Genomic DNA, 18,642 nt, shown 5'->3' with positions numbered 1-18,642 from the left:
GCAGAGTCAGTTTGAAGGATAAAGTGTATACACTGGGATAGCTGAATTAGAGATCGGCATCCTTTCATTCTTATCACTTTGGAGTTTTAAAATGTCTCTAAGTACTGAAGCTACCGCTAAAATCGTTTCTGAGTTTGGTCGTGATGCAAATGACACCGGTTCTACCGATGTTCAGGTTGCTCTGTTGACTGCACAGATTAACCACCTGCAGGGCCACTTTGCAGAGCACAAAAAAGATCACCACAGCCGTCGTGGTCTGCTGCGCATGGTTTCTCAGCGTCGTAAACTGCTCGACTACCTGAAACGTAAAGATGTTGCACGTTACACCGCGCTGATCGAGCGTCTGGGCCTGCGTCGCTAATTCTTTCGAGTTTCAGAAAGAGGGGGCCTTCATGGCCCCTTTTTTCCAGCAGATGGCAGCAATTCGCTGGAAACTAATGTATTGTTGCTATGAATGATCTTCCGTTGCAGAGGTTCGCGCGGCTAATGAGAGGCTTTACTCATGCTTATGGGTTAGGGTTGTCATTAGTCGCGAGGATGCGCAGAAGATCGGGTATTAACGATGGCGCAAAAATGTGCCGTCAAAAAATAGAGAAAGGATATTATTTTGCTTAATCCGATCGTTCGTAAATTCCAGTACGGTCAGCATACCGTTACGCTGGAAACCGGCATGATGGCGCGTCAGGCGACTGCCGCTGTTATGGTTAGCATGGATGACACCGCGGTATTCGTTACCGTTGTTGGTCAGAAAAAAGCGAAACCAGGCCAGGACTTTTTCCCGCTGACCGTTAACTATCAGGAGCGTACCTACGCTGCTGGCCGTATCCCGGGTAGCTTCTTCCGTCGTGAAGGCCGTCCGAGCGAAGGCGAAACCCTGATCGCGCGTCTGATTGACCGCCCGGTTCGCCCGCTGTTCCCGGAAGGCTTCGTTAACGAAGTTCAGGTTATCGCGACCGTTGTTTCCGTTAACCCGCAGGTTAACCCGGACATCGTGGCAATGATTGGTGCATCTGCTGCGCTGACTCTGTCTGGTATCCCATTCAACGGCCCGATCGGTGCTGCACGTGTTGGTTACATCAATGACCAGTACGTACTGAACCCGACTCAGGACGAACTGAAAGAAAGCAAGCTGGACCTGGTTGTTGCAGGTACTGAAGCAGCCGTACTGATGGTTGAATCCGAAGCTGAACTGCTGAGCGAAGATCAGATGCTGGGCGCTGTTGTGTTCGGTCACGAACAGCAGCAGGTTGTGATTCAGGCGATCAACGAGCTGGCGAAAGAAGCTGGCAAACCGCGTTGGGACTGGCAGCCAGAAGCCGTCAACGAAGCGCTGAACGCACGCGTTGCCGCACTGGCAGAAGCTCGCCTGAGCGATGCTTACCGTATCACTGACAAACAAGAGCGTTATGCTCAGGTTGACGTGATCAAGTCTGAAACCATCGCGACTCTGGTGGCTGAAGACGAAACCCTGGACGCTAACGAACTGGGTGAAATCCTGCACGCTATCGAGAAAAACGTTGTTCGTAGCCGCGTACTGGCAGGCGAGCCGCGCATCGATGGCCGTGAAAAAGACATGATCCGTGGCCTGGACGTGCGTACTGGCGTTCTGCCGCGTACCCACGGTTCCGCACTGTTCACCCGTGGCGAAACTCAGGCGCTGGTTACTGCGACCCTGGGCACCACGCGTGATGCGCAGAACCTCGACGAACTGATGGGCGAGCGTACTGACAACTTCCTGTTCCACTACAACTTCCCTCCGTACTGCGTAGGTGAAACCGGTATGGTCGGTTCTCCGAAGCGTCGTGAGATTGGTCACGGCCGTCTGGCGAAGCGTGGCGTACTGGCAGTAATGCCGGAACTGGATAAATTCCCGTACACCGTACGTGTGGTTTCTGAAATCACCGAATCTAACGGTTCTTCTTCCATGGCTTCCGTATGTGGTGCTTCCCTGGCGCTGATGGACGCAGGCGTGCCGATCAAAGCAGCCGTTGCGGGTATCGCGATGGGTCTGGTGAAAGAAGGCGACAACTTTGTTGTTCTGTCTGACATTCTGGGCGACGAAGACCACCTGGGCGATATGGACTTCAAAGTGGCGGGTTCCCGCGACGGTATCTCTGCACTGCAGATGGATATCAAAATTGAAGGTATCACCAAAGAAATCATGCAGGTTGCTCTGAACCAGGCTAAAGGTGCGCGTCTGCACATCCTGGGTGTTATGGAACAAGCGATCAACGCTCCGCGTGGCGATATTTCTCAGTTCGCTCCGCGTATCCACACTATCAAGATCAGCCCGGACAAGATCAAAGACGTTATCGGTAAAGGCGGCTCTGTTATCCGTGCTCTGACCGAAGAAACCGGCACCACCATTGAAATCGAAGATGATGGTACCGTGAAGATTGCTGCGACCGACGGTGAGAAAGCGAAATATGCTATCCGTCGTATCGAAGAGATCACCGCAGAGATCGAAGTAGGCCGTATCTACAATGGTAAAGTGACCCGTATCGTTGACTTTGGCGCATTCGTTGCCATCGGTGGCGGTAAAGAAGGTCTGGTACACATATCTCAGATCGCTGACAAGCGCGTTGAGAAAGTGACCGACTACCTGCAGATGGGCCAGGAAGTACCGGTCAAAGTTCTGGAAGTTGATCGCCAGGGCCGTGTACGTCTGAGCATTAAAGAAGCAACTGAGCAGTCTCAGCCTGCAGGCGAACCGGAAGCTCCGGCAAGCCAGGGCGAGTAAGGTTGCCATTGCCCTCCGTGAAAGCGGAGGGCCTTTAACCCGGCAGGATGCCTTGTTAGCAACCGGGGAACCTGGACGTTCATTCAATCGTTGTCTTCGGGAGTGGGAAATGAAGCCTTTTTTGCGCTGGTGTTTCGTTGCGACAGCACTCACGCTGGCTGGATGCAGTAATTCCGCCTGGCGAAAGAGTGAAGTCCTCGCAGTACCATTGCAACCGACTTTGCAGCAGGAAGTGATTCTGGCACGTATGGAACAAATTCTTGCCAGTCGGGCTTTAACCGATGACGAACGCGCACAGCTTTTATATGAGCGCGGAGTGTTGTATGATAGTCTCGGTCTGAGGGCACTGGCGCGAAATGATTTTTCACAAGCGCTGGCAATCCGACCAGATATGCCTGAAGTATTCAATTACTTAGGTATATATTTAACGCAGGCAGGCAATTTTGATGCTGCCTATGAAGCGTTTGATTCTGTACTTGAGCTTGATCCAACTTACAACTACGCGCACTTAAATCGCGGTATCGCATTGTATTACGGCGGTCGCGACAAGTTAGCGCAAGATGATCTGCTAGCGTTTTATCAAGACGATCCCAATGATCCTTTCCGTAGTCTGTGGCTTTATCTTGCCGAGCAGAAGCTCGATGAGAAGCAGGCTAAAGAAGCGTTGAAGCAACGCTTTGAGAAATCGGATAAAGAGCAATGGGGATGGAACATTGTCGAGTTCTACCTGGGCAACATTAGCGAAGCAACGCTGATGGAACGCCTGAAGGCGGACGCAACGGATAACACCTCGCTCGCTGAGCATCTCAGTGAAACCAACTTCTATTTAGGTAAGTACTACCTAAGTCTGGGGGATTTGGACAACGCTACGGCATTGTTCAAACTGGCGGTGGCTAACAACGTTCATAACTTTGTTGAGCACCGATACGCATTGTTGGAATTATCGCTCCTGGGCCAGGACCAAGATGACCTGGCAGAATCGGACCAGCAATAGCTGACGTACACATCAGCCCGTAATCTTTTTTGATTGCCATCACCTTCACGGGTGAGGGCGTTGTTGTTCGTTAATACACCTACTTTGAGCCGGTTCACACTTTTCAATGAAAATTGCAGATCAATTTCATGATGAGTTATGTAGACTGGCCGCCATTAATTTTGAGGCACACGTACTACATGGCTGAATTCGAAACCACTTTTGCAGATCTGGGCCTGAAGGCTCCTATCCTTGAAGCCCTTAACGATCTGGGTTACGAAAAACCATCTCCAATCCAGGCAGAGTGCATTCCGCATCTGCTGGGCGGCCGCGATGTTCTGGGTATGGCCCAGACAGGTAGCGGCAAAACTGCAGCGTTCTCTTTACCGCTGCTCAACAATCTTGATCCTGAGCTGAAGGCACCTCAGATTCTGGTGCTGGCACCGACCCGCGAACTGGCGGTTCAGGTAGCAGAAGCCATGACGGATTTCTCTAAACACATGCGCGGCGTGAACGTGGTTGCCCTGTACGGCGGTCAGCGTTATGACGTGCAATTACGTGCCCTGCGTCAGGGGCCACAGATCGTCGTCGGTACGCCGGGTCGTCTGCTGGATCACCTGAAGCGCGGTACTCTGGACCTCTCCAAACTGAGCGGTCTGGTACTGGACGAAGCTGACGAAATGCTGCGTATGGGCTTCATCGAAGACGTTGAAACCATCATGGCACAGATCCCGGAAGGTCATCAGACCGCTCTGTTCTCTGCAACCATGCCGGAAGCGATTCGTCGTATTACCCGCCGCTTTATGAAAGAGCCGCAGGAAGTACGTATTCAGTCCAGCGTTACTACCCGTCCTGACATCAGCCAGAGCTACTGGACTGTGTGGGGCATGCGTAAAAATGAAGCGCTGGTGCGTTTCCTGGAAGCAGAAGACTTTGATGCGGCGATTATCTTCGTTCGTACCAAAAATGCGACCCTGGAAGTAGCAGAAGCGCTGGAGCGTAGCGGTTATAGCAGCGCTGCACTGAACGGCGACATGAACCAGTCCCTGCGTGAGCAGACTCTGGAGCGTCTGAAAGATGGCCGTCTGGATATTCTGATTGCAACCGACGTTGCGGCCCGTGGCCTGGACGTTGAGCGTATCAGCCTGGTTGTCAACTACGACATCCCGATGGATTCCGAGTCTTACGTTCACCGTATCGGCCGTACCGGTCGTGCGGGTCGTGCGGGTCGTGCGCTGCTGTTCGTTGAGAACCGCGAGCGTCGTCTGCTGCGTAACATCGAACGCACCATGAAGCTGACTATTCCGGAAGTAGAACTGCCGAACGCAGATCTGCTGGGCAAACGCCGTCTGGAAAAATTCGCTGCTAAAGTACAGCAGCAGCTGGAAAGCAGCGATCTGGATCAATACCGTGCTCTGCTGGCGAAAATGCAGCCGGAAGAAGAGCTGGATATCGAAACGCTGGCAGCTGCACTGCTGAAAATGGCTCAGGGCGAACGTCCTCTGATCCTGCCGCCAGATGCGCCGATGCGTCCGAAACGCGAATTCCGCGACCGTGATGATCGTGGTCCGCGTGACCGCAACGATCGTGGCCCTCGTGACCGTAATGACCGTGGTGGTGAAGACCGTCCGCGTCGTGAACGTCGTGACGTTGGTGACATGCAGCTGTACCGCATTGAAGTGGGCCGTGATGACGGTGTTGAAGTTCGTCATATCGTTGGTGCGATTGCTAACGAAGGTGATATCAGCAGCCGTTACATCGGTAACATCAAGCTGTTTGCTTCCCACTCCACCATCGAACTGCCGAAAGGTATGCCGGGCGACGTGCTGCAGCACTTTACCCGTACTCGCATCCTGAACAAGCCGATGAACATGCAGCTGGTTGGCGATGCAGTTCCGCACACCGGTGGTGAGCGTCGTGGCGGTGGTCGTTTCAGCGGTGAGCGTCGTGAAGGCGGTCGCGGTGAAGGTCGTAACTTTAGCGGCGAACGTCGTGAAGGCGGTCGTGGCGATGGTCGTCGTTTCAGCGGCGAACGTCGTGAAGGCAACCGCGGTCCGCGTCGTGACGATTCTTCTGCTCCGCGTCGTGATGACTCTGCTGGTCGTCGTCGTTTCGGCGGTGATGCATAAACCTTTTAGCTTTATAGCTGTAAAGTAAAATATACGGCCCCGATCTCAACAATCGGGGCTTTTTTTATTTCAATTGTACTCGTGTACTGGTACAGTGCAGCGCATTGAGATGTAGTCACAATATAAATGACTGGAGAGATGGCTAAATGGCAACACTAACCACCACCCAAACATCACCTTCGCTGCTCGGCGGCGTGGTGATCATCGGCGGCACCATTATTGGCGCGGGGATGTTTTCTCTGCCAGTGGTCATGTCCGGGGCGTGGTTCTTCTGGTCAATGGCGGCGCTGATCTTTACCTGGTTCTGCATGCTGCACTCCGGGCTGATGATCCTTGAAGCTAACCTCAATTACCGCATTGGCTCCAGTTTCGACACCATTACCAAAGATCTGCTGGGCAAAGGCTGGAACGTGGTGAACGGCATCTCGATTGCTTTCGTTCTCTATATTCTGACCTACGCGTATATCTCGGCGAGCGGGTCGATCCTGCATCACACCTTCTCCGAGATGTCGTTGAACGTTCCGGCGCGTGCGGCAGGTCTTGGCTTTGCGTTACTGGTGGCGTTTGTGGTGTGGTTAAGTACCAAAGCGGTGAGCCGCATGACGGCAATTGTGCTGGGCGCGAAGGTGATTACCTTTTTCCTGACCTTCGGCAGCTTATTGGGACACGTTCAGCCCACAACGTTGTTTAACGTGGCGGAAAGCAATGCTTCGTATACGCCGTACCTGCTGATGACGCTGCCGTTCTGTCTGGCCTCATTCGGCTATCACGGCAACGTCCCGAGCCTGATGAAGTACTACGGTAAAGATCCGAAGACCATCGTTAAGTGTCTGGTGTACGGCACGCTGCTGGCGCTGGTGCTGTATACCGTATGGTTGCTGGGGACGATGGGTAACATTCCGCGTCCGGAGTTTATCGGTATTGCGCAGCAGGGCGGTAACATAGATGTGCTGGTACAGGCGCTGAGCGGTGTACTAAACAGCCGCAGTCTGGATCTGCTGCTGGTGGTGTTCTCCAACTTTGCGGTGGCGAGTTCATTCCTCGGCGTTACGCTCGGTCTGTTTGACTATCTGGCGGATCTGTTTGGCTTTGATGACTCGGCAATGGGACGTTTCAAAACGGCATTGCTGACGTTTGTCCCGCCAATTATCGGTGGCTTGCTATGGCCGAACGGTTTCCTGTACGCCATTGGCTATGCAGGACTCGCGGCAACCATCTGGGCCGCCATTGTTCCGGCGCTGCTGGCACGTAAATCCCGCGAGCGTTTCGGTAGCCCGAAATTCCGTGTCTGGGGCGGCAAGCCGATGATTGCGCTGATCCTGGTATTCGGTATCGGCAACGCGGTTATCCATATTCTGTCGAGCGTGAATCTGTTGCCTGTATACCAGTAGAACAATTGCCCGGTGGCGCTACGCTTACCGGGCCCACAGAGATTGAGTAGGCCGGATAAGGCGCAGCCGCCATCCGGCACAAATAGTACTACCCCAATAATTCCTGCTTCACATCCATCGCCAAATCAAACGAATGTAGGCGTGCCTGATGATCAAAAATCTGGCCGTTAACCATAATCTCATCAGCCTGGGTTTCACGCAAAATGGCGTCGAGACCATGCCGCACTTTTGCCTTATCACCGACCAGCGACATGCTCAGCGCCTGTTGTACGCCGTACTGCTCAGAAGCGGACCACAGCTGATGCATATTCTCTACCGGCGGCGGTAGCTGGCCGGTTTCGCCACGACGCAGCTTCACAAAGGCCTGCTGCATGGAGGTGAAAAGAAACTCGGCGTCGCGATTGCTGTCGGCGGCAATAATGTTGATGCACACCATCGCATACGGTTTTGCCAGACGCGCTGAGGGCTTGAATTGGCTGCGATACAGATGCAGTGCCTGGTGCAGCATATCCGGAGCAAAGTGCGAGGCGAAGGCAAACGGCAGACCAAGCTGGGCCGCCAGTTGTGCGCTGTACAGGCTGGAGCCTAATAACCAGACGGGGATCTGCTCGCCGTAGCCGGGAACCGGACGTACATGGGGGTTAGGATCGCGGGCGTCGAACCAGTCCACCAGTTCAGCGACGTCGCGTGGGAAGTTATCGATATCACCGCTCATATGGCGGCGCAGTGCGCGCATGGTTGGCTGATCGCTGCCCGGTGCGCGACCAAGCCCGAGATCGATTCGTCCCGGATATAGCGTGTTCAGGGTACCGAACTGCTCGGCGATCACCAGCGGCGAATGGTTAGGCAACATCACGCCGCCAGACCCGAGATGCAGCGTGGTGGTATTGGCAGCCAGATAACCAATCAGCACTGAGGTTGCTGCGCTGGCGATGCCGGTCATGTTGTGATGTTCCGCCAGCCAGTAGCGGTGGTAGCCGCGTTTTTCGGCCAGTTGAGCGAGATCAAGCGAGTGTGTGAAGGCCTCTTTTGCCGAGGATCCTTCAGGGATCGGCGCCAGATCCAGCACCGAGAACGGAATAGTTTTGTCAGTCATAACGGCTCACTTTGTTACCGGTTAATCTTTTAATACTGCATTAAAGATTAGCGAATGTTGTTAACAAAGTGAGCTTTATACGGCGGGCACCGAATATAACATGCCCGATGGCGCTGCGCTTATCGGGCCTACGGGATCGCTATTTGTAGGCCCGATAAGGCATTTATGCCGCATCCGGCTAGGCCTGCAGCTCCAGTCCAGCCAGTCGCTTCCAGTAGCCGTTACAGTCACTGTGGGCGGCAAGCGGTAATGGAGCACTGCCATTTTCATTGGCGCGGAAGGCGTCGAGCATGGCGAATGTTTCAGTGCCTGAAGGGGACAGACGCACAATATCAACTAGCCCCTGCATCGATGTCAGTTCGTTGCCGAGGTTGTAAACATAGCCGCTCATGGTCTGGATCCCGTTGAGGACAAAGACCTGCTGATTCTCCTGCGACAGCACATCGCGCCCGTTCGGATATTTGATGCAGCAGGTTTCACACTCGTCTTTTGGACGGTCTTCAGAGCGCGCGGTAAAGCAGCGGGCAGAGTACGCCAGCGGCAGATGCCCGTAGCTCAGCACCTCAACTTCAAACTGATTGCGAATACCCAGCTCATCACACTGGTTGAGCAGGTTTGCCAGCCAGTCGCGGGAAAGCTCTACCGGCATACACCAGCGCACCATGCCTTGTTTGAGCAGGATACGCAGGGTAACCGCGTTGTAGCAGTTGAGCGCATGCCCGGCGACAAACGGCAGCTTACGCTCGGCGCACATGTTTACTACGCCGAGATCGCTGGCTTCCAGCAGAAAGTCACCGTTTTCGACATAGCGCTTCAGCTCTCCCAGTTCAGAAGAGGCCTGCACCAGCGCCAGTGTTGACAGCACAACCTGTTTACCGCTGCCAGCGAGCGATTTCGCCATATCGAGCCAGTCGCCCACTTTGGTGGCGCGGCGTTTACTGCATACCGCTTCGCCAAGATAGATAACGTCGGCCTGGCTTACGGCAGCCTGCTGATAAAAATCTTCCAGCGTTTCTTTCGGCCAGTACCACAGCACCGGCCCTAAGGAATATTTCATTGCTTCTCTCACTGCCATTTACGGTGATACGCGCCAAGCGTGGTCTGCGTGCCTTCGGACATAGAACCGAGCGTTTCCATCCACGCGGCCTGCGGGACGTAGTTTTGCGGGTCGGCCATACAGCGGTCGATCGCCTGACGCCACACTTTCGCCACCTGACTGACATAGGCCGGGCTGCGCTGACGTCCTTCGATTTTCACCGAGGCAATATTGGCAGCCAGCAGTTCTGGCAGCAGCTCCAGCGTGTTCAGGCTGGTGGGTTCTTCCAGCGCATGATAACGCTCGCCGTCAACCAGATAGCGGCCTTTGCATAGCGTCGGATAACCGGCGTTTTCCCCGTCCTGATAGCGGTCGATCAGCACTTCATTAAGACGGGATTCCAGCCCTTGTTGGGTCTGTTGCCAGCGGACAAAACGGGCAGGCGAGCAGGCACCAACCGTGTTAGGAGACTCACCCGTCAGATAGGACGAAAGATAGCAACGGCCTTCCGCCATAATGCACAGGCTACCGAAGGCGAACACTTCCAGGGGAACTGGCGTGACGCGAGCGAGCTGCTTCACCTGATGAATAGACAGCACGCGCGGCAGCACCACGCGGGCGACGTCAAAGTTGCGATGATAGAAATTAATTGCCTCTTCATTGGTTGCAGATGCCTGAACAGAGACATGGCGCTCAATATGCGGGTAGCGCTCTGCGGCATACTCAAGCATGGCGAGGTCGGCAAGGATCAGCGCGTCTGCACCCAGTTGCGCTGCCATATCAACGGCACGTTGCCAGCGCGCGTAACCATCCGGGTGCGCAAAGGTGTTAATCGCAATGTGCAGCTTACGGCGGTGCTGATGGACAAAACTCACCGCTTCCTGCAATTTTTTCTCGGTAAAATTAAGGCCGGCGAAATGACGGGCGTTGGTATCATCTTTCAGCCCGATGTAGACAGCATCAGCGCCGTTCTCGATGGCCGCCTTAAGCGCCGGTAGGTTTCCGGCAGGGCAGAGCAGCTCCATAATTTATCCTGAACGTTGCGCCGTGATGGGCGCAGAAATGTTAACGAATGGGGATTTTAGTTAACCTTGCTGAGACAATTTTTGATTTGAGGCAGTTAAAGTCGTATTGGTGACACCAATAAAGAGGTAACAATTTCGCATCGAATTGTTGATTTATGCCGCTATGTCGTTTATTTGATATGGCAAAATAGCAGGACTATTGAAACAGGGAGTAAAGCTCGTGTTGGATAAACTGCGTTCACGCTTAGTACAATTTGGTCCTTCTCTGATGAGTGTACCAGTTAAACTGACGCCCTTTGCGCTGAAGCGCCAGGTTCTGGAGCAGGTCCTGAGCTGGCAGTTTAGTCAGGCGCTGGCCGATGGGGAGCTGGAGTTTCTCGAAGGTCGCTGGCTGAGCATTCATGTGCGTGACATTGACCTCAAATGGTATACCTCTGTTGAGAACGATAAACTTATCGTCAGCCAGAATGCAGATGCGGATGTGAGTTTTAGCGCCGATGCCAGCGATCTGCTGATGATCGTGGCCCGCAAGCAGGATCCGGATACGCTTTTCTTCCAGCGTCGTCTGGTGATTGAAGGTGATACAGAATTAGGGCTATACGTAAAAAATCTGATGGATGCCATCGAACTGGAGCAGATGCCTAAAGCGTTGCGCGTCATGCTGATGCAGTTGGCGGATTTTGTTGAGGCGGGGATGAAAACGTCGCCAGAAACCAAACAGACCTCGGTAGGTGAGCCATGCTGATTCGAGTTGAAATTCCCATTGATGCCCCTGGTATTGATGCGCTGCTGCGCCGTTCATTTGAGAGCGATGCGGAAGCGAAATTAGTGCACGACCTGCGTGAAGATGGTTTATTAACGCTGGGTCTGGTTGCTACCGATGACGAAGGTCAGGTAGTGGGTTACGTCGCGTTCAGCCCAGTTGATGTTCAGGGTGAAGATCTGCAATGGGTCGGCATGGCGCCGCTCGCGGTGGATGAAAACTACCGGGGGCAGGGCCTGGCGCGTCAGCTGGTCTATGAAGGACTCGATTCACTGAATGAGTTTGGCTACGCAGCGGTGGTTACGCTGGGGGATCCGGCCCTGTACAGCCGCTTTGGCTTTGAGCTGGCGGCCCATCATGACCTGCGTTGCCGCTGGCCGGGCACCGAAAGCGCGTTCCAGGTTCATCGCCTGGCGGACGATGCGCTGGATGGCGTGACGGGACTTGTGGAATACCACGACCACTTCAATCGCTTTTAAGCTTCCGGGGTTTGCAGGCTGCTTAATAGCGCCTCAAACCCTTCGCCTTCGACAAGGCGCTCTTTCTGCCGCTTGGTGAGCTGTTTAACGCGATACTCTATGCGCAGGGCCAGCGAACGGTCGCCGACCTGCGCCGCAAATGCCAACGTGAGTTCCCCCTTTCCGCGTAGCGCCTTCGCGCCTTTCCCACTTTGATGCTGCTTATAGCGACGCTGCACATCGGTGGTTATTCCAGTGTATAAGGCGTTGTCAGCGGTACGGATCAGGTACAGATACCAGGGTGTCATTGTTACCATCGACGTGATAATTTTCAGGCCTACAGTATAAAAGAGAACAGAAATGGAAACACTGACTGCGGTGACCCGCTGGCTGGCAAAGCAGCACGTCGTGACCTGGTGCGTACATCATGAAGGTGAATTATGGTGCGCCAATGCGTTTTACCTGTTTGATGCGCAGAAGATGGTGTTCTATGTGCTGACCGAAGAGAAAACGCGGCATGCGCAGATGTCCGGACCACGCGCACCGATTGCCGGTACAGTAAACGGTCAGCCTAAAACCGTCGCTCTGATTCGTGGCGTACAGTTTAAAGGGGAAATCCGGCGTCTTGAAGGGCAGGAGAGCGAAGCTGCGCGTAAAGCCTACAACCGCCGTTTCCCCGTCGCCAGAATGCTGCCAGCGCCCGTATGGGAGATTCGACTGGATGAAGTCAAATTCACGGACAACACGCTGGGCTTTGGTAAAAAGATGCATTGGTTACGTGATCTATAGTTAGAACAGTGATTGAAGACCTGGGGAAGATAAGCGATGAGTCAGGTGTTAATAACGGGAGCCACGGGGCTGGTGGGCGGACATTTGCTGCGTATGCTGCTCAATGAACCCCGGGTCAATGCCATCACGGCACCAACGCGTCGACCGCTGGCAGATACGGTTGGTATCTATAACCCCCATGATCCGCAGCTAACCGATGCTCTGGCACAGGTCACCGATCCGGTCGATATTGTCTTTTGTTGTTTGGGGACTACCCGGCGTGAAGCGGGCAGCAAAGAGGCGTTTATCCATGCTGACTATACGCTGGTGGTAGATACAGCCCTGACGGGACGTAGGTTAGGCGCCCAGCATATGCTGGTGGTGAGTTCGATGGGCGCCAATGCGAATTCACCGTTTTTTTATAATCGGGTGAAAGGTGAAATGGAGCAGGCGCTGATCGCGCAGAATTGGCCACGGCTGACGATTGTCCGGCCTTCAATGCTACTGGGTGATAGGGACAAACAGCGGACGAATGAGATGTTTTTAGCGCCGTTGTTCAGGCTGCTGCCGGGTAACTGGAAGTCGATTGAAGCGCGCGATGTTGCTCGGGCAATGCTGGCAGAAGCGTTGGCACCTGGGCATGAAGGGGTTTCGATCCTGACCTCTTCCGAGCTACGCGAAAGGGCTAAATAAAAAAATGCCGGATGGCGCTGACGCTTATCCGGCCTACAAACGATTACGTTCTGTAGGCCGGATAAGATGCCATCTACAGGCGTGTTACTTAATAAACGTAAAGGCCGTCGTGACGCGTTTCACGCCGCTTACCCGGCTGGCGATATCCGCCGCCGCCTTCGCTTCACGCTCGGTCACCAGACCTAACAGGAACACTTCTCCGTTCTCAGTCGTTACTTTCACGTTAGAGGATTTCACCTGATCGCTGGTCAGTAACTGGGAACGTACTTTGGTGGTTATCCAGGTATCGTTGGACGCATCGCCCAGACCGATTGGCTGGCCCTGACGGATCTCATTAAAGACCTCAGTCGTACCTTCTACGCCCATCGCAATCTGTTTTGCACGTGCAGACAGTTCGCTATTCGGCGACTGGCCGACCAGCAGCACTTTACCCTGATATGCGCTCACGTTGATTCGCGCTTCTTTCTTGATCTGGGCATCTTTCGACAACGCCGTATTGACGCGTAATTCCAGGGTACTGTCATCAACCTGGGTGCCGACACTACGAGGATCCGTCGCGGCTTTAGTCCCGACAGCTGCAGTTCCAACAACGGCGGCAGCGACACAGCCTTGCAGCAGCAGTGCAGCGATAATCACAGCAAGCGGCGAAAATGCCTTCATGTGTACTCCTTAATCATCCTGGTGAGGGAAAAGCGTGTTATCGATAAGATCGCAAAGGCAGTTGACCGTCAGCATGTGCATTTCCTGAACGCGAGCGCTGTGGTGTGAGGGTATACGGATTTCAACATCCTGTGGCCCCAGTAATCCGGCCAGTTCCCCTCCGTCATACCCGGTCAGCGCGACGATTGTCATGTCGCGTGTCACGGCGGCTTCAACGGCTTTTACGATATCGCGGCTATTACCACGCGTAGAGATTGCCAGCAGAACATCACCTGCATGTCCCAGCGCACGGACTTGTTTTGCATAAACTTCGTCGTGCAGGCGATCGTTGGCAATCGCAGTTAAGACCACATTATCAGTATTTAGTGCAATCGCAGGTAAACTTGGGCGTTCTGTTTCAAAACGATTGATCATGCTGGCAGCAAAATGCTGTGCGTTGGCAGCGGACGTCCCATTACCACAACAGAGAATTTTGTTGCCATTGAGCAGGGACTGAACCAGCGTCATGGCGGCACGGGAGATTGCATCCGGAAGTGCTTCAGCCGCAGCTATCTGAGTTTGAATGCTTTCTGTAAAGCAGACTTTAATTCTATCTAACACGCTAATCCTTAAGAACCAGGCTCTGAATCTTCAACTATGAGCGGTCGTTGAACGCGTCCTTAAACCACTCAACATCATTTCCGGTGAAGGCTAACACATCGAACCGGCAATCCACAGTATCAAAACTCCCATTGTGGCGCGCAAGCCACAAGCGGGCGGTCTGTAATAATTTGTGTTGTTTGCTCCGGGTCACACTCGCCGCCGCACCACCGAACTGTGCTGAGCGTCGGTAGCGAACCTCAACAAATACGGTGGTGTTGCCTTCACGCATTATCAGGTCGATTTCGCCACCACGTTCACGCACGTTGGCGGCGATAAAATGCAGTCCCTTGCTCAGCAGCCAGTCAAGCGCGGTGGATTCCCACGCGTCACCGGTCTGTTTACTCGTTAACTGGCGGGGACGACTTGTCCTTGCTGGTATTTGAGCCATGATAACTTCCTGTTAATCACACAATCCTGCGTTGCGGTTAAGGCCCCGGTATTACCGTTAATTTCGAAACCCTGCACCTGACGCATTTGCGAGAAGTGGTTGGCAAGCGACCAGGCATCGACACCCATGGCATACATACGCGCCAGCGAGTAGTCGTTACGAACCGCGCCAAGCGCCTGCTGCATAAGAGGTGCATTAGCGCCTGCCAGCATCGGAATTTCGCTGTACTGCAAACCTTCCATCTCCAGACGGAAATCCGGGCCGGCAGTGCCCTGCGCACTACGAGAACTGGCGTACAGCGTTGCTCCGCTCTGGCTGCCGTTGCGCATGGCGATCATCGGCTTAATAAATGCAATTTCTTCCGGCGTCGCCAGAATATACACGGCATCAACACGACCGCTGCCGCCGGTGATTTGCGCATCGGTAGGTGCTGCCGGGATGGTCAGACCACCAATCGTCACGCCGGGTTGGGCTGGCACAGAGGAGGCCACCGGGCTGCCTGTCAGGGAAATCCCCGAGCCGCCGTTGACGCCCATTTTAAGTTCAGCGGTGGAGCCGAACTTCTGCTGCAATACCACGCCGCCACCCAGTTTTTGCCATTCCTGTGCAAAGGCGTTGGCAACGCGATCGCCTAATGAACTCCGTGGAATCAACAACAGCGGCGTCTGTTTTCCCTGATCGCGGATGTGGCGCGCGGCGTCGCGCGCTTCATCTTCTGGCGACAGGGCGAAGTAGCAGACGTTCGGCAGATTTTTCACCGACTCCGGCTGGTTAAGCGCCAGGACGTTCAATGGCGTGTTGCTTTTCATCAGCTCTTCAACATTGTTCTTCAACAGTGGGCCAACCACGATGCTGGCGCCATCCTGCTGAACCTGAGTCAGGATCTGGTTCAGCGGCTGTGATGAAGTGTCGTAGATTTTCAGCTCAGCGGATGGATTCGCCGGTGCGCTGGAGGTTGTTGGCTGAGCGGGTGCTGCGGGCTGCACAGCAGGTGTTTCTGGCTGAGCCGGCGTCTCGTTGGTCAGATCGCTTACTGACGCCTGAGACGGGCTGGCAACGCCGTCAGTCGTTTGCGGCTGTTCTGTGGTGGTCGCGGCAGCTGGAACTGCGGCAGGTGTGACAGCAACAGGGGCTGCGACAGGTTGAGTGCCCATGTTTTTCGCAGCTTCAAAGCCTTGCTGAATAGTACGGCCAAATACAGCGGCCTGACCGTTCAGTGGTAACAGCAGAGCGATTTTGCTGGTGGAGGCGGGCTTAAAGCTCTGCACGTTAACCAACTGTGTTGGTAACAGTTTTGCTCCTGGGTTTTGCGGATAACGTTTCTGCCAGTCCGCAATACCAGCTTTCATCATGTCCGGATCGTTACGGTTATCGAACCATACGCGCTGGAGATCCAGCCAGCCTTGCAGCACGTTTTCATCAGCATTGATGACCAGCGCTTGCGCTTGCTCCTGGGTCATGGACGACAGCGCCTGCCAGGTGGCGTCCATATTTTTCTGCTTAGCATTCGCGGCCAGCAGCGGTTCCTGCGCGATCAGGGCGCGCAGCAGCGTCAGAGATGGGCGACCCTGGTTGACGTCGATTTGCGCCTGCCAGTAGCGTGCCTGTTGGTTTTGATCGAAATCGGCGGGAGTTAACTTATCCAGCAGGGCCTGTGCGCCAGCGACATCTTTCTGCGCGAGCTTAATCTCGACGGCCAGCAGTGACTGCTCACGCTGCTGGGCATCGCTTAGCTTCTGCGGTAGCTGGTTAAACAGTTCGATAGCCTGCTGGCTCTTGCCTTCTTTCAGCAGTGCACGAATGGCGAGTAATTGCCAGTTGGTCTTGCTATCATCTGAGCTTTGCTGCATTTGTTGCAGATAAAAGCCGGAATCAGCCTGCGCAGTGCCCTGCATATGGGCTGCACTCTGGTCTGGCGCCTGGGTGCCACAGCCTGCGAAAATCAGTGCTGCCAGAATGACTGGTAGCGCGCGTGCGGCTTTCAAACGAGAAAATGTTGAGGGTACCATACTGTATCCAGTGATATTTTTTTACTCAATGCTCAATATTAAATCGGCAATACGGACGACACAATGAAACAACACGAATCGGCGGATAATTCTCAAGGCCAACTCTTTATTGTACCTACTCCTATAGGAAATTTGGCTGATATTACCCAACGAGCGCTCGAAGTTTTACAAGCCGTTGATTTGATTGCCGCTGAAGACACTCGTCATACAGGATTATTGTTACAACACTTCGCGATTAACGCGCGTCTGTTCGCGCTACATGACCACAACGAGCAGCAAAAGGCCGAAACGCTGGTCGCGAAGCTCAAAGAAGGACAAAACATTGCGCTGGTTTCCGATGCCGGAACGCCGCTGATTAACGATCCTGGCTACCATCTGGTGCGTACCTGTCGTGAAGCAGGGATCCGCGTTGTTCCCCTGCCTGGTCCTTGTGCGGCGATTGCTGCCCTGAGCGCTGCAGGCCTGCCTTCAGACCGTTTTTGCTATGAAGGATTTCTGCCTGCCAAATCGAAAGGGCGTCGTGATGCGATGAAAGCCATTGAGGCCGAACCGCGTACGCTTATTTTTTATGAATCTACCCACCGCTTGCTGGATAGCCTGGAAGACATGGTTGCCGTGTGGGGCGAATCCCGTTACGTGGTGCTGGCGCGCGAGCTGACCAAAACCTGGGAAACTATTCACGGTGCACCGGTCGGTGAATTGCTGGCGTGGGTCAAGGAAGATGAAAACCGTCGTAAAGGTGAAATGGTGCTGATTGTCGAAGGGCATAAAGCGCAGGAAGACGACCTTCCTGCCGATGCGCTGCGTACGTTGGCCTTATTGCAGGCAGAACTGCCGCTGAAAAAGGCCGCCGCGCTGGCTGCTGAAATCCATGGCGTGAAAAAGAATGCGTTGTATAAGTACGCGCTGGAACAGCAGGGAGAGTAAGCCCGATTGCTGATGGCCAAACCGACAAGGGTATGGCCATTAGCTAACACAGTGCTTAAGACTGAGCGGCAGTTTCACTGATTAATAAGCGGTTTGCTGACCCGCATACAGTGATTTTGCTACGCACCACTTCTTTCATCGCATCCATACCGACCCGCATGTAATAGCGAGGATCGTTGCCCTGCGGATTCTCCGCAAACCACGCTTTGACCGCATCGGCAAAAGCGATTTTCAGTTCGGTCGCGACGTTAACTTTGCAAACGCCAAGCTCGATCGTGCGGCGGACGTATTCGTCAGGGACATCGCTTGCGCCATGTAGCACCAGCGGAACGTCGACTACCTCACGAATTTCACCCAGCCGCTGGAAATCGATTTTGGGCGTCTTGGTGTACAAACCGTGTGCTGTGCCGATGGCAACAGCAAGGCTATCTACGCCAGTACGCTCAACAAACCGTTTAGCTTCTTGTGGATCGGTGAGGAAGGCGCTTTCTGCATCCACACTCATATCATCTTCTACGCCACCGAGGCGACCCAGCTCAGCTTCCACGCTGCAATCTTTGGCATGGCAAAAATCCACAACGGATTTCACCAGCTTCACGTTTTCTTCAAACGGAAAGTGGCTGCCGTCAATCATTGCGCTGCGCACTCCTGCATTCACTTTACGACGAATGTCGTCCAGCGACTCATGGTGATCGAGGTGCAGCGCCAGCGGTATACCGTAGCTGGTGGAATAAGCGCTGCACAGCGCGTAGATCTCTTCCAGCGCGATATGCTTAAAGGTACCCGGCGTTCCTGCCAGGATCACCGGCGATTGCATTTCATAGCACACTTCAAGGATCGCCTGGATCGTCTCGGCGTTATGAATGTTAAAGGCAGGTACGGCATAACCCTTTTTTTGGGCATCCAGCAGGAGGTATTTCGTGGAAATAATGCTCATAAAACGA

At 54.0% G+C, this 18,642-nt stretch carries 20 protein-coding genes; 11 read left to right on the top strand and 9 right to left on the bottom strand.

Features of this window, described 5'->3' with window-relative positions:
- Positions 1-91: 91 nt before the first annotated feature.
- The 6 genes from rpsO to mtr all read left to right on the top strand — a co-directional run bounded on the left by rpsO (position 92) and on the right by mtr (position 7,233).
- A complete protein-coding gene (gene rpsO, locus BZK40_RS15985; protein ID WP_000059465.1) occupies positions 92-361 on the top strand; it encodes a 30S ribosomal protein S15 in 270 nt (89 codons plus the stop codon).
- Positions 362-607: 246 nt separating this feature from the next.
- Entirely contained in the window at positions 608-2,740 is a 2,133-nt protein-coding gene (pnp, locus tag BZK40_RS15980) for a polyribonucleotide nucleotidyltransferase (protein ID WP_008785911.1), read from the top strand.
- A 109-nt stretch (positions 2,741-2,849) separates the two neighbouring features.
- On the top strand, positions 2,850-3,734 hold the full coding sequence (nlpI, locus tag BZK40_RS15975) for a lipoprotein NlpI (protein ID WP_003024982.1): 885 nt from the start codon (positions 2,850-2,852) through the stop codon (positions 3,732-3,734).
- 106 nt (positions 3,735-3,840) lie between these two features.
- Positions 3,841-3,921, top strand: a complete 81-nt coding sequence (gene yrbN, locus BZK40_RS24450) for a protein YrbN (protein ID WP_010723222.1) — start codon at positions 3,841-3,843, stop codon at positions 3,919-3,921.
- Positions 3,914-5,842 carry a DEAD/DEAH family ATP-dependent RNA helicase gene (locus BZK40_RS15970; protein WP_003828643.1) on the top strand — a complete coding sequence of 643 codons (1,929 nt, stop codon included), beginning with the start codon at positions 3,914-3,916 and terminating at the stop codon, positions 5,840-5,842. The genes yrbN and BZK40_RS15970 overlap by 8 nt, the downstream gene beginning before the upstream one ends.
- A 146-nt stretch (positions 5,843-5,988) precedes the next feature.
- Positions 5,989-7,233, top strand: a complete 1,245-nt coding sequence (gene mtr / locus BZK40_RS15965) for a tryptophan permease (protein WP_003828642.1) — start codon at positions 5,989-5,991, stop codon at positions 7,231-7,233.
- A gap of 88 nt (positions 7,234-7,321) precedes the next feature.
- On the opposite strand, the gene BZK40_RS15960 is transcribed toward mtr, so the two are convergent.
- The 3 genes from BZK40_RS15960 to ubiU all read right to left on the bottom strand — a co-directional run bounded on the left by BZK40_RS15960 (position 7,322) and on the right by ubiU (position 10,390).
- A complete protein-coding gene (locus BZK40_RS15960) occupies positions 7,322-8,329 on the bottom strand; it encodes a luciferase-like monooxygenase (protein ID WP_003828640.1) in 1,008 nt (335 codons plus the stop codon).
- A gap of 178 nt (positions 8,330-8,507) precedes the next feature.
- Positions 8,508-9,386, bottom strand: coding sequence for a U32 family peptidase (locus tag BZK40_RS15955; RefSeq protein ID WP_020996351.1), 879 nt, complete (start codon positions 9,384-9,386; stop codon positions 8,508-8,510).
- An 8-nt stretch (positions 9,387-9,394) separates the two neighbouring features.
- Entirely contained in the window at positions 9,395-10,390 is a 996-nt protein-coding gene (gene ubiU / locus BZK40_RS15950; protein WP_003024971.1) for a ubiquinone anaerobic biosynthesis protein UbiU, read from the bottom strand.
- Positions 10,391-10,610: 220 nt separating this feature from the next.
- Between ubiU and ubiT the strand changes: the two genes are divergently transcribed.
- Positions 10,611-11,135: a ubiquinone anaerobic biosynthesis accessory factor UbiT gene (gene ubiT, locus BZK40_RS15945; protein ID WP_003828637.1), complete on the top strand. Its 525-nt coding sequence runs from the start codon at positions 10,611-10,613 to the stop codon at positions 11,133-11,135.
- Entirely contained in the window at positions 11,129-11,632 is a 504-nt protein-coding gene (locus BZK40_RS15940; protein ID WP_079934951.1) for a GNAT family N-acetyltransferase, read from the top strand. Before ubiT ends, BZK40_RS15940 begins: the two co-directional genes overlap by 7 nt.
- Here BZK40_RS15940 and BZK40_RS15935 read toward each other — a convergent pair.
- Positions 11,629-11,919, bottom strand: coding sequence for a GIY-YIG nuclease family protein (locus BZK40_RS15935; protein ID WP_032945094.1), 291 nt, complete (start codon positions 11,917-11,919; stop codon positions 11,629-11,631). The two genes, BZK40_RS15940 and BZK40_RS15935, sit on opposite strands and share 4 nt — an antisense overlap.
- Positions 11,920-11,971: 52 nt before the next feature.
- On the opposite strand from BZK40_RS15935, the gene BZK40_RS15930 reads away from it, so the two are divergent.
- Both BZK40_RS15930 and BZK40_RS15925 read left to right on the top strand, forming a co-directional pair.
- Positions 11,972-12,400, top strand: coding sequence for a YhbP family protein (locus BZK40_RS15930; protein ID WP_008785905.1), 429 nt, complete (start codon positions 11,972-11,974; stop codon positions 12,398-12,400).
- Positions 12,401-12,436: 36 nt separating this feature from the next.
- The gene (locus BZK40_RS15925) at positions 12,437-13,072 is read left to right on the top strand and encodes an NAD(P)H-binding protein (RefSeq protein ID WP_003828632.1); all 636 of its coding nucleotides are present in this window, start codon (positions 12,437-12,439) and stop codon (positions 13,070-13,072) included.
- A gap of 84 nt (positions 13,073-13,156) precedes the next feature.
- Here the strand turns inward: BZK40_RS15925 and dolP are convergent, their stop codons facing one another.
- Genes dolP through BZK40_RS15905 form a run of 4 tightly spaced genes read right to left on the bottom strand, consistent with a single transcriptional unit; the run spans position 13,157 to position 16,771 of the window.
- Positions 13,157-13,732, bottom strand: a complete 576-nt coding sequence (gene dolP, locus BZK40_RS15920) for a division/outer membrane stress-associated lipid-binding lipoprotein (protein WP_008785904.1) — start codon at positions 13,730-13,732, stop codon at positions 13,157-13,159.
- A gap of 9 nt (positions 13,733-13,741) precedes the next feature.
- The gene (gene diaA / locus BZK40_RS15915; RefSeq protein WP_003024948.1) at positions 13,742-14,332 is read right to left on the bottom strand and encodes a DnaA initiator-associating protein DiaA; all 591 of its coding nucleotides are present in this window, start codon (positions 14,330-14,332) and stop codon (positions 13,742-13,744) included.
- Positions 14,333-14,366: 34 nt separating this feature from the next.
- Positions 14,367-14,762, bottom strand: a complete 396-nt coding sequence (locus BZK40_RS15910; protein WP_079934950.1) for a YraN family protein — start codon at positions 14,760-14,762, stop codon at positions 14,367-14,369.
- Positions 14,720-16,771 (bottom strand): penicillin-binding protein activator, encoded by a 2,052-nt coding sequence (locus BZK40_RS15905; protein ID WP_079934949.1) that lies wholly within the window; start codon positions 16,769-16,771, stop codon positions 14,720-14,722. Before BZK40_RS15905 ends, BZK40_RS15910 begins: the two co-directional genes overlap by 43 nt.
- Before the next feature lie 63 nt (positions 16,772-16,834).
- Between BZK40_RS15905 and rsmI the strand changes: the two genes are divergently transcribed.
- Positions 16,835-17,698, top strand: a complete 864-nt coding sequence (rsmI, locus tag BZK40_RS15900) for a 16S rRNA (cytidine(1402)-2'-O)-methyltransferase (protein ID WP_016154652.1) — start codon at positions 16,835-16,837, stop codon at positions 17,696-17,698.
- Positions 17,699-17,753: 55 nt separating this feature from the next.
- Here rsmI and kbaY read toward each other — a convergent pair whose 3' ends face one another.
- Positions 17,754-18,635 carry a tagatose-bisphosphate aldolase subunit KbaY gene (gene kbaY / locus BZK40_RS15895; protein ID WP_016151042.1) on the bottom strand — a complete coding sequence of 294 codons (882 nt, stop codon included), beginning with the start codon at positions 18,633-18,635 and terminating at the stop codon, positions 17,754-17,756.
- Positions 18,636-18,642: the final 7 nt, after the last annotated feature.

The sequence above is a fragment of the Citrobacter portucalensis genome (genome assembly GCF_002042885.1).
In the GTDB taxonomy this organism is placed as follows: domain Bacteria; phylum Pseudomonadota; class Gammaproteobacteria; order Enterobacterales; family Enterobacteriaceae; genus Citrobacter; species Citrobacter portucalensis.
This window is presented reverse-complemented; position numbering and strand designations above follow the sequence as displayed.